This is a genomic window from Gimesia chilikensis (assembly GCF_008329715.1).
GTDB lineage: Bacteria > Planctomycetota > Planctomycetia > Planctomycetales > Planctomycetaceae > Gimesia > Gimesia chilikensis.
In genome coordinates this window covers 51,637-63,562 of the sequence record NZ_VTSR01000021.1, presented here as the reverse complement: position 1 = coordinate 63,562, position 11,926 = coordinate 51,637, and the positions used below count along the sequence as shown (strand labels likewise).

Here is an 11,926-nt window from a genome sequence, read left to right as displayed (position 1 = left end):
CAGATTGAAAACCGTTTCAATCAGCTTCATGATTGAAAGAAGATGTCATGCCTTCACCTCAGGAATTACTGAATACTGCAGTTAAGCAGCATCAGGCGGGGAACCTGCCTCTGGCAGAGCAACTCTACCGCGAAGTGCTGCAGCATGACCCGGGACAGGTCGACGCATTACATCTGCTGGGTGTAGTGTATCTCCACCTGCAACAGTTCGAGAAAGCCATCGATTTCATCACCCGTGCGATCTGTCAGAATGATGGAATCGGCTCGTTCTTTTCCAACCGCGGCGCGGCCTGCAAAGGACTGGGCAGGTTGGACGACGCCATCAGAAACTACGAACGTGCGCGGGAGCTGGAACCAGAGAATGCCGCGTTTGTGTACAATCTGGCTATCACCCTGGCCCTGGCGGGAGAACAGGAGCAGGCCATCCAGGCATACCGGCGTGCGCTGGAACTCAAGCCCCTCTATCGGGAAGCATTGATCAACCTGGGCAATCTGCTTGCAGAAACGGATCAGCTCGAAGAAGCCATTTCGACCTGCCGCCAGGTCGTGGAACTGGCACCGCAACTGCATCTCTCGCATTTCAATCTGGCGAACACCCTGGCAAAAGCCGAAAATCCTGAAGCAGAATTTGAATATCAGGCGGCTCTGGAACTCGCCCCTGGAAACCTGGATACGCTCAAAAACTATGCGGTCTTCCTCTCAGCACAAAACCGAAATGAGCAGGCCATTCAGATCCTGAGAGAAGCTGCAGCCTTGCAATCGGACTCCTGGGAGATCCTCAACAACCTGGGCATTCTGTACGCGGAACAGGAAAACTTTGAGAAGGCGCTCTCCTGTTTTCGTGAAGCGCTGCGCCTCAACCCGGACAACATCGAGATCCAGTTCCATATCGGAAAAGCACTGGAAGAATCGAAGCAGATTCAGGATGCTATGATCGTGTACCGGGAAGTCCTCGGCAAACACCCAAACCATCCCGGTGCTGCTTTTCATCTCGGTTCACTGGTCGCTACGATCGGTGATCTCGACTATGCCTATGATATTTTCCAGAGTCTCTATCAAAGCGACCCCACCAATACAGCGTCTCTGTTCGGGATGGGCTCCGTCCGGATGCGACAGAACAAAATTGGTTCTGCCGTCGGTTACTTTGAATCACTGGTGGCCCTCGAACCGGAACATCTGCAGTCACGACTAAACCTGCTGGAACTCTATTCCCGACAGCTGCGGAACAGAGAACTGGAAAAACATGTTGCCGCCGGCCTGGAACACCATCCGGAAAACGCGGTGCTCTGGAACTACCAGGGACATGTCCAGAACCAGCAGCGGAAAGTCAAAAAAGCACTCAAGAGTTTCCTCAAAGCCGTCAAATATGACGACACCTATGTGCCGTCCTACTGCAATCTGGCTACAGTCTACCAGACCATGGGAATGTTTGAGGAAGCCCAGGAGGCGCTGGAAAAGGCGTACGAACTCAATCAGCTTCCCGAATACAAGCTCGCCCTGGCAAGTCTACTGCCTCCGATCCCCGCCTCTCTGGAAGCGATCCAGGAAGTACGGGATTCGTTCGAAGAGCAAATCGAAGCACTACATGTGGAAAATGTCTGCATCGATACTTCGATCAAACTCACGCCTGGAACCTTCTACCTCGCGTACCAGGGATTCAATGATCGTCCGATTATCGAACGCATGGCAGAGCTGTACCAGATCAGGAACACTCTCAGCTGGTCCCCCGAAGAACCGACTGTCCACAGAGACGGACGCATCCGGATCGGATTCATTTCCAGCCTGTTCTACAATCACACTATCGGCTCTCTGATGAAAGGCATCATTCGCAATTTCGATCGGGAAAAATATCATGTGATCACGATCACTCCCACGAAACATACGGACGATACCGCGAAAGAAATCCGAAATCATTCAGATGAATATGTCTTTCTGGGAGTCGATCTGAGGCAGGCCAGCCAGGTTCTGCAAAGCCTGGAACTGGATGTCCTCTTCTATGCCGACATCGGAATGGACCCGTTTATCTTCTCGCTGGCAACAACGCGGCATGCCCCCGTGCAATGCGTTACCTGGGGTCATCCCATTACAACCGGCTTGAAAACAATCGATTACTTCATTTCCAGCGAACTGATAGAACCCGAAGACGCTGACGAACATTACACAGAGCAGCTGGTCCGGCTCAAAAGTCTGCCTTCTTACTATTACCGCCCCGGCCTGCCTGAAGAAATCAAACCACGGGCTGCGTTCGGATTGTCCGATGACGATCACGTCTATGCCTGTCCGCAGACACTGTTCAAGATTCATCCGGAATTCGATCAGGTTCTGGCGGGCATCCTCAGAAAAGATCCCCAGGCGCGGATCGTGATGATTCGCGACCAGACCTCGAAATGGAAAGATCTGCTCGTCGCGCGTTTCGAGAGAACGTTCCCCGACGTGGTAGATCGCATCCTCTTCCTGCGCGGGATGTCGACGCCGGACTTCCTGAATCTGATCTACATTTCCGACGTCTTGCTCGACCCGCTGCACTTCGGGGGTGGCAACACATCTTATCAGTCTATGGCAATCGGCACGCCCGTCGTCACTCTGCCCGCCCGCTACATGCGCGGACGCGGTATGCTGGCGGTTTACAAAAAAATGGGACTCGAAGACTGTATTGTCTCTTCGATCGAGGAGTACATCGAACTGGCCTGTCGCATTGGCTGCGATGAAGCCTTTCGCGATCAGCTCCGCCTCAAAATTCTCGCTAAAAGTCATCTTATCTTTGAAGACATCAGCACGGTCCGAGAAATGGAATCTTTCTTCGAAACCGCGCTGCAAAATAGGATTCCGGAACATTCTCCTTCATCAGCACAGACCTGTTTGGACACGGAAAAGGACCTCGGCATGGATGCTGTACCTCAACAGTCAGAAGCGACTGACCATTCAAATATTCTCAACTCGGCTATGCGGAACTACACCTGCCCGGCCTGTGGATACCACATCGCGGTTCAGTTTTTCGATGGCGGTCTGCTGCCCCTGACGACACTGGCCTGGCCTCAAAGCACCTCGGATGCACAGGCCATGGAACGGTTGCCACACGACTTCATGCGATGCGTGGACTGTGGCCATATCTCGAATGCGGCTTTTGATTACGCCAAGGTGCCCTATTCGGACAAACCCAACCTGATGTTTAACAAGGGAGCCATCTGGTCGGAACATCTGCAGAAGGTCTCTGACCTGATCGCTGCCAGCCTGCCTGAAAACCCGACGGTGGTGGAAATCGGCTGCGGGGAAGGACACCTTATCAGATCGCTGGCGAAGAAAATTCCCTCCGGGAAATTTATCGGCTTCGATCCTAATGCGGAAATTGAAACGGAAGGCGGGCTGATTGAAGCGCGCACCATGCTGTTTGAACCTGGTCAACATCTGGCAGAACTGCAGCCCGACCTGATCATCAGTCGGCACGTCTTTGAACATTTGATGAATCCGCTGGGTTTTGCACAGGAAGTCGCCTTTGCAGCAAATGTCGCCCAGTGTGCGACACGGCTGTTTATCGAAGTCCCCTGTATCGACGGTGTTCTGGACGCAGGACGCACGGTCGACTTCTTTTACGAACATAACTCTCACTTCACTTCCCAGTCTCTGGAACGCTTACTGACCCGCTGTGCAACCCAAGTGGATCTGATTGAAACCAGCTATAATGGCGAAGTGATTTACGGCATGGCCAGCTTCGAGCCTCAGAAACATCAGGTCGAACTGGCACGTCAGGCAGTCGCCTTCCAGGAAAAAGCACGACAGTCCGCTGCTCAACTGGCAGTTCAGTTTGAAGAACTGGCCGACTCCGGTCTGCAGACCGCGATCTGGGGAGGAACCGGCAAAGCAGCCGCCTTTATCAATCAGCACCAGCTGGACATGCAGCGTTTCCCGACTGTCATCGATTCTGACATGAATAAAGTCGGCACGTTCGTTCCGGGTACAGGTCAGGAAATTCATTTCCGCGACTGGCTGCTGGATCACCCGGTCGATGTCATTCTGATCGCCACACAGTGGCGGGCCGCTGATATCGTTCTTGAAATCCAGCGTAACCAGATCCCCTGCAAAACGATTCTGATTGAATACCAGGGACAGCTGATTAATTATTTCGATGACAATCATCCCTATCGTCGTGAAGAAACCCGCGGAGAATCCCAGATTCCCCGTCCCCGGTTTCTGGCACAAAAGGAACGCAAGCTCGACTCGCTCGACGCAGATCTCAACCAGTAAGCAGTTATTTTTCAGACTCGCTCTGAGACAGGATTGACGCATGATTATCTTCAATTTCGGCATCCCCAATTCCGGTACAGACTGGTCACAGGCTGTCTTCAAAAAAATATGGGAAAGTCAGAACTATACGTTCCAGGTAGAGGAACCGACGTGTATCGAAGATTTGAATCAGATCATTGGCACCATGAATGTTCATGAGCGGATGATCTTGAAGTTCGACCTGCTGACTGAAGAGGCGATTCAGGCCGCGCAACAGGATGCAGTCCGCCCCTTCTATCATTACCGGGATCCCCGCGACGTCGTCTGTACTTCGATGGAGTTGCAGCAGGCATCCTTTTCCGATGCAGTTGAGGCCACGGTCTCCGCTTACCAGGAAATTCACCATGCCCTGCCACTACCAGGCATCATGGTCATTCCCTACGAACATATCGCTGAAAACGCGGACGCGCTCATCTTCCAGATGGCAACCCAGCTGGGAATTCTGTTGAAACTGGATGCCGTCTCCCGCATCGCTGAAGAGGTCCGTGAACTCGCCACCCAGCCTGCAGCCCTTGCAACAGGCGAAACAACCACCGGGGCATCTGTTCGCATCGACCAGGAACACACCACAGAGACTTCGGTTGTACAGCCCCTGCGAATCGGTAAATGGCGGGACGACCTGTCCCAGTCGGAACAGGCGATGGTTAACCGGTTTTTTAAACCGCTGGTCACTCAATTCGGTTACGCGGAATAAAATTTCATTCTTGCATTATTCCAGGGATGGTCAACATGTTACCCGTAAATCAATTATGCACACTGGATTGCCCACAAGACGGTTACGTACTCTCTGATCAACAGTTGGAACAGTACGCGGCGGAGGGGGTGTTGCTGGTGAAACAGTTATTTGCCCCTGCGGATCTGCAACCAATGTGTACTGAGCTGTCAGGTCGCTTGAGCCTGCTCGAACAGCATTTCGGACTCGAAGTTCAGGAAGATGCCAGCCAGATATCACAAATCAGCGACCGCCTGCAGCAGCTTGAACAGCGCTGCCCCGGCGCTCAGAGCATTCTCTATGATGTAATGAACGCTGCACCTTCCCTGCACGCGTCCGGGACTCATCCCAAACTGATGTCGCTGCTGCAACAGTTACTCTCACCTGAAATTTCGATCCATGACCGCTATATCATTTTGATGAGCATGCCCGATGCGGAATGGCACCTGGCCTCATGGCACCAGGACTGGTACTACAACGAGGGTCCCTGGTCGACGATCACACTTTACGCACCGCTGCAGAACACAGACCACCGGAACGGTAGTCTGACTTTCGCACTGGGAGAACATCTAAAACCACCGGTTCCCCATGACGAACATGATCACGGTATTCGAACGAAATGGCACTCACTACCCCCCGATGTAGTTCAGGGATTTGACCGTGTCGTGCCGACCGCTCTGGAGGCCGGCGATGTTCTGCTGTTTCACAGCCTGACACCACATACACCCAGTAAGAACCAGTCCGAGCATATCCGCTTCGTGTTAAATCTACGCTACCGCGATTTGCGTGACCCGCAATTTCTGAAGGATGGCTGGCGAATCAAAGAAATCACACACGCCCGCAAAGCCATGCAACGAACCGCTTCCTGACGGCATGAAGCAACGCATGCAGAGGCCACTTCATCTCATAACCATACTCTTGTAAATTAAGCTGAATCGAAATGGCAGATAAAAAAGGCCTGTTACGGGGCAATGTGGGTGAATCACAGAACCAGTCTACCAGCGACCTGGACGCACTCAATGCAGTCGAACGCTATTGGGAATCCGGTGTCGGTTCCAATCTGAACAAGCTGGATGCGTTCACCAAATATGTTTCCCGACAGTCAATCACCAAACTGCTGGCGCGTTATGAAATTTTTCAGCAGCAGCTGGAGGTGAATGGCTCTGTAGTGGAACTCGGCGTGCACCGCGGTGCCAGTCTCATGGCCTGGGCACACTTCAGCGCAATTCTGGAACCGGTTAACTACCTGCGAAAAATCATCGGCTTCGACACCTTTGAAGGCTTCCCTTCCCTGAGTGACAAGGACACCACCGGCACCAGTGAGCATCTGGAAGTCGGCGGTTTCAAGTCAGAAGAAAACGCCATGGAGGATATTCAGAAAGCAGTCGAACTCTACGATTCCACCCGCTACCTCAACCATATTTCCAAGGTGGAGCTGGTGAAAGGCGATATCAGCGTGACTCTGCCTGAGTACCTCGAAAAAAATCAGCACCTGGTCGTTTCACTTTTACACCTGGACGCCGACCTGTATGAACCGACAAAAGTGGCCCTGGAGCTGTTGATCCCGCGGATGCCCAAAGGAGCGATCATCGCCTTCGACGAACTCAACATGGACCTGTTCCCGGGTGAAACTCTGGCAGCGATGGAAACTCTGGGACTCCCTAATCTCAGACTCAAACGCTTCCCGTTCGCAACTTCGCTGTCGTATGCCATCATTGAATAAGCAAAGCAGCACAAACCTCACAATCCCTCAAGCTTGCCGGGATTCTGAGGCTGCGGGCTGAGATTCAACAGGCCGACTCAAGCAGCAGGTTTTAACTAACCGATAAATATTGTGAGTCTGTAGTAACCCCTGCGCGGACAAATTTTGGAAACGACGAACCTCAGTAGAATCAGATAGATTTACTAACATGTCAGGCATCAGTTCCGGTGTCGGTCTGGCAACCGGATTAAATATCAATGAGATAGTAGATGCGATCATCGGCGTGCAGAAAAATGCGCTGGTGAAGTTGTCCAGCCGTGCGCAGGCGTTCGAAGCGACGGAAGGGGGCATCAAAACCCTCGAAGCCAACCTGCTGACTCTCAAGACCGCGACTCAGAAACTGAATCTGAAAAGTACCTTCGAAACCCTGAAGGCCACCAGCTCCGATACCCAGCAGTTCAGCGTCGCTGCCAACAGCACCGCCACCGCTGCCACTTACCAGTTACAGGGTCTGCAGACCGCCACTAACCACCAGGTCATATCCGATGGTTTCCCCGATACTGACACCACCCCCATCGGGACCGCGACCACGATTACAATTTCCAACGGCGGGGAACTGAATCAGTCCAGGTTACTGGAAGAACTCAACAACGGCGCGGGAGTGCAGCGCGGCAGCATTCGGATCACAGACCGTGACGGTCAGACCGAAATCGTCGATCTCTCCAAAACACTGACCATCGATGATGTCGTAAATCAGATCAACCAGTCAGCCACATCGGTGGTTGCCAGCATCCAGAATGATCATCTGGTCATCAGCGATACCAGCTCCGGTTCGGGAACCCTGAAAATCAGTGAAGTCAGCGGCGGAAAAACAGCGGCCGACCTGGGAATTCTCAAATCGGTCGTTGGTCCCTCTTTTGACGGTGATTCTGTCTATCGCATCACTGAAGAATTCAAGCTGTCACAAATCAACGACGGTAACGGCATTACAACCGTCAGCGGCCTGGATGATTTTCAGATCCTTGCTTCGGACGGCAGTACCTTTGACGTCAACCTGGATACAGCGCAGTCGGTCGGCGACGTGGTCGATCTCATCAATAATCATGCTTCCAACGGCGGTAATATTACCGCAGCCGTCTCCAGTAACGGACAACTGACCCTGACGGACAACACCGGCGGGGCAGGATCCTTCACCGTCAGTGCGCTGAATGGATCACTGGCGGCTCGGGAACTGGATATCGAAACGACGGGTACCGGCGGCGTCATCACGGGCACACTCAGCGGAGGGCTGAATTCGGTCCTGCTCAGAAATCTGAATGGGGGAGTCCAGTCCGGGGGACCGGTACTAAATGCCGGGTCGGTATACATCGAAGATGGGGCGGGAGGAAATGCCACCATCGATTTCTCTTCCGCGAAAACGCTGGACGAGGTAATCGATCTCATCAATGGCAACGGCAGTATTCAGATTGAAGCCAGTCTGAATCAGGCGGGAACCGGTATTTCCATCAAGGATACTTCCGCCGCCTCGGGTACATCGATTGAAATTCAGGACGTGAGTGGCAATCTCGCGAGCACACTCAAAATCGACACACTGCTGGCAGATAACAAACATACGGTCGACTCCGGTTCGCTCGACCTGCGATACATCAATCAGAACACCTCACTGTCGACCTATGGTAAAAACGGCACCGAGATCCCTTCGGGTAGCGTTCGCATTATCGACCGCGACGGTACCAGCTTCGTAGTCGACTTGTCCGACCCGGAGACGACCAAAACCATCGGCGATGTGCTCACAAAAATCAACGATGCCGCAGGAACCGCGGGTGCCCAGATCAATGCCCGCCTGAACGACACCGGCGACGGATTCATCGTGGAAAGCACCGGGGGCAGTTCATTTGATGTAAAGATCGAAGAAGTTTCAGGAGGTTCGGTCGCAGCCAGTCTGGGTATTCTGGGTTCCGGAACGACCGGTGTTACCAGTCGACAGACCACGGAAATTTCCATCGAAGCAACCGACACCCTGGCAGACATCACCGAGAAGTTCAATGCCTCTGGAGTGGCCTCCGCTACGATCATCGACGATGGAACCGCCTTTAATTCATCGCGGCTGTCGATCACATCTTCACGCAGTGGTGCAGGCGGTGAGTTGATTCTGGAAAGTGACTATGATTTCGGGTTCTCGACCTCCGTCGAAGCCAAAGACGCGTTGATCCGTATCGGCAGTAACCCCCAGACATCCTTCCTGCTGACTTCATCGACCAACAGTTTCGATGATGCCATCACCGGACTGGAAATCGATCTGCTCTCGGTCGGAGACGCACCGTCCACAATCAATGTAGCCCGCGATACATCCGGCATCAAAACAACGATCAAGAGCTTCGTGAACTCTTACAACAGTTTTGTCGATGCGACCGATAGCCTGACCGGCTTTGATCCAGAGACAAACCAGCGTGGAGTTCTCAACGGGAACAGCCTGATCTTTAACATCACTTCCCGACTGGAAGGTCTGCTGACGAAAAAACTTTCCGTCAGCAACAACTCGATCAAGAGCCTGTCCGAGTTGGGGATTGTGTTCAACAGCAGCGGCAAACTGCAACTCAAAGAAAGCACGCTGGATCAGAAGCTGGCCGACGCCCCCACTGCGATCACGGAATTCTTCCAGCAGGAAGATCATGGCTTTGCGGTGGTGATGGATGAAGTCATCACCTCAATGACTGACCCGTTCACCGGCACATTGAAAGCACAAACAGATTCACTCCAGGCTTCTGCCTTGTCTCTCAACACCCGGGTTGCGGAACTGAACGAGATTCTGGAAGCACGACGACAACGCCTGATTGAGCAGTTCACTCTGCAGGAAACGCTTGTGAATCAGCTGAACTCTCAGCAAACCGCTTTGAACAGGCTTAATGCATCATCCGATAAGTAATACGAATTATTAAAAACGACTGAAGTACAATAGAACGAAGGGCCAACAGGAGATGAATGGTAATGACTACCTGGAGAATCAGGTTCTAACCGCGAAACCACACCAGTTGCATCTGATGGTGGTCGACGGCGCACTGCGTTTTGCTCGAAAAGCCCTGGAGGCTACTGAATCGAGACAGTTTGAACAGGCTCACTTTGCCCTGGACCGCAGTCGCGATCTGGTTGCTGAACTGATCGGGGGACTCGATCCAGGTCAACAACCCGAAATGATCGAACAGCTCAAGGCGTTGTTCGTGTTCGTGTATGAAAACCTGAATCATGCCGATGTGAAACAGGAAGCCAGCTATATCAATAACGCCATCAAGGTCCTCGAAATTCACCGGGAATCCTGGTACGAGCTGATGGAACGTCTGCTGGAAAGCACACCCCAGGAGCCCCGTCAGCCACAGTCGGGTCCGATCGTGCATCCGCCGCATCAAATCGAGCAGTCAGCTCAGCCGCATCAGAGCCGCTCCTGGATCACCTGATCTGCACCGCGCATAAAAAAAGCACCCTGACCAGATTCGCTGATCAGGGTGCCTGAGGTGGAGACCTCCGCCTCGATGCATGCCTGCTTCCTGTTAAGGAAACATTATGTGTGAGCAGAACTGCTGTTCCGCGATCGCTTAATAGTAGTAGCCGTTCCCTTCGCTGCGGGGCGGACGATCACAGACGATGTCATTCTCGCCGTCACAGAAATCCGCCTGATCGCGGAAACTGCTGCCGTCTGTGCAGGCCTTGTGGCCATGCGCCCCTGCAACATAGAAACTCTGATTGATGCGGCCAAACGCCGAGCCGACATCTTCCAGTTCCTGGTTAATACCATGGGCGACTTCACTGAGCCCTACAATCATCGCCAGGACGGCGATCGTTGAGATCAGTACCAGTTCGGCAGAGACAATAAAGCCCGCCTCTTCGTTCATGAAACGGATCAACACAGTATTCATGTTCACAGACTCCAGAGATTAAGAGATTTGGTTTTGTTTCGGGTGACCGGATGCCTGCAGGGGTGGTGAATCCCCGCAGGCGGTCGTCTTCGGAAAGAAAGCAGTTTCGGGTAGAGTTGTTTTCAGAGCGTCAGGCTTAGTAGATGTCCCACTGACCTGAGCAGAAGTCGGGGCAGTCACGGAAATTGCTGCTGCTGAGTTCCCCTTTGTGACCAGAGACTTCACAGAGGTTGTAAGTCTGGTTGATGCTGGAGAAAGCGGATCCGACATCTTCCAGTTCCTGGTTCACGTTATTAGCGACTTCAGACAGTCCCACGATCATGGCCAGTACGGCGATCGAAGAAATCAGAACCAGTTCTGCAGAAACAATGAAACCGGCTTCGTCGTTGATCAGTGAGTTGATGATGTTTTTCATAGTTGTGGTCTCCAAAGTTGTTTGATTAAGAGTTGTTTGCATCGAGTCAACGTTTCAAAGTTGATACTGGGATGTAAAGCAAGCTGAATACCAAACGTGCCGGAGCGTAAAAAAATTTTTACAAACTGTTCACAGCAGTAATCACAACCTGTTGAAATATAAGGAGATAAAAACAGTCCGCCCGTTGAAATAATTCTTGCGGCACGCGGCACACGGTCTGAGCGAGCTGTGGTGAAAAATCAACACGCTCTGAGGGGCGAGGAGCAGAGAGGCCTTAACCCGCTGTTATCAGGTCAGTTAGCGCGATGTTGTTTCAAAGCAACACGTGGCGAATCGGCAACAGGGACGAAAAACAGTCGAAAAGTGCGTGCCGAAAAGGTGAGGCGATGAAATCCCTCTTCACACAAAACCGGATTCCTGCTATGAAACGCGCCCGAATTACCTGGGGGTATTGTTTCTAATTGACTGGGAAAGGAATCCCAATGCGTAGACAATTACACCTGACAACATGTTGCCTGCTGTTGAGCGGCCTGGCCTGGACAGGCTGTCAGATGGGCTCGGATGGCCCGATCACCAGTACGCTCGGCTTTCGTGATGTGCCCAAACAGAGCGAACCTCCCGTAGAAACGGCTGAGGAAATCGAAAGTCGACTGGCAAAAGAAGCCGATCAGGAATAAATCTGTAAACTGCTGAGTCTGGATGACTCCGCAGGAACTATTTTCTCCCGGAAAGCATCGATCTGGGGAAAATATCAAATCTGAAGGCCTCCGACAGCCGATGACGATACAGGCTGGTATTGCGCTGAGCGTAATCACTGGAGTCAGATAAAAATCAGAATTGACTTGGACAAGGATGGAATAAGTCAAGCAATGAATGGGCTGCGATTACTGGGAGTTCTCTGCATCA

9 protein-coding genes are annotated in these 11,926 nt (G+C 52.4%); 7 read left to right on the top strand and 2 right to left on the bottom strand.

The window, feature by feature from the left end:
- Positions 1-47: 47 nt before the first annotated feature.
- The 6 genes from FYZ48_RS23505 to fliS all read left to right on the top strand — a co-directional run bounded on the left by FYZ48_RS23505 (position 48) and on the right by fliS (position 10,146).
- Positions 48-4,241, top strand: coding sequence for a tetratricopeptide repeat protein (locus FYZ48_RS23505; protein ID WP_149344923.1), 4,194 nt, complete (start codon positions 48-50; stop codon positions 4,239-4,241).
- A 40-nt stretch (positions 4,242-4,281) separates the two neighbouring features.
- Positions 4,282-4,974: a hypothetical protein gene (locus FYZ48_RS23500; RefSeq protein ID WP_149344921.1), complete on the top strand. Its 693-nt coding sequence runs from the start codon at positions 4,282-4,284 to the stop codon at positions 4,972-4,974.
- A gap of 35 nt (positions 4,975-5,009) precedes the next feature.
- Positions 5,010-5,861, top strand: a complete 852-nt coding sequence (locus FYZ48_RS23495; RefSeq protein WP_187782180.1) for a phytanoyl-CoA dioxygenase family protein — start codon at positions 5,010-5,012, stop codon at positions 5,859-5,861.
- Positions 5,862-5,932: 71 nt separating this feature from the next.
- Positions 5,933-6,715 carry a class I SAM-dependent methyltransferase gene (locus FYZ48_RS23490; protein ID WP_149344917.1) on the top strand — a complete coding sequence of 261 codons (783 nt, stop codon included), beginning with the start codon at positions 5,933-5,935 and terminating at the stop codon, positions 6,713-6,715.
- A 187-nt stretch (positions 6,716-6,902) separates the two neighbouring features.
- Complete coding sequence (gene fliD, locus FYZ48_RS23485) at positions 6,903-9,620, top strand: flagellar filament capping protein FliD (RefSeq protein ID WP_149344915.1); 2,718 nt, start codon at positions 6,903-6,905, stop codon at positions 9,618-9,620.
- A 52-nt stretch (positions 9,621-9,672) separates the two neighbouring features.
- Positions 9,673-10,146 (top strand): flagellar export chaperone FliS, encoded by a 474-nt coding sequence (gene fliS, locus FYZ48_RS23480; protein WP_145035802.1) that lies wholly within the window; start codon positions 9,673-9,675, stop codon positions 10,144-10,146.
- A 138-nt stretch (positions 10,147-10,284) separates the two neighbouring features.
- Here the strand turns inward: fliS and FYZ48_RS23475 are convergent, their stop codons facing one another.
- Together FYZ48_RS23475 and FYZ48_RS23470 are read right to left on the bottom strand one after the other, a co-directional pair.
- Positions 10,285-10,605, bottom strand: a complete 321-nt coding sequence (locus FYZ48_RS23475) for a branched-chain amino acid aminotransferase (protein ID WP_145441184.1) — start codon at positions 10,603-10,605, stop codon at positions 10,285-10,287.
- A gap of 136 nt (positions 10,606-10,741) precedes the next feature.
- On the bottom strand, positions 10,742-11,020 hold the full coding sequence (locus FYZ48_RS23470; protein WP_149344913.1) for a Flp family type IVb pilin: 279 nt from the start codon (positions 11,018-11,020) through the stop codon (positions 10,742-10,744).
- A 482-nt stretch (positions 11,021-11,502) separates the two neighbouring features.
- Between FYZ48_RS23470 and FYZ48_RS23465 the strand changes: the two genes are divergently transcribed.
- Positions 11,503-11,697 carry a hypothetical protein gene (locus tag FYZ48_RS23465; RefSeq protein WP_145035796.1) on the top strand — a complete coding sequence of 65 codons (195 nt, stop codon included), beginning with the start codon at positions 11,503-11,505 and terminating at the stop codon, positions 11,695-11,697.
- Positions 11,698-11,926 lie beyond the last annotated feature (229 nt).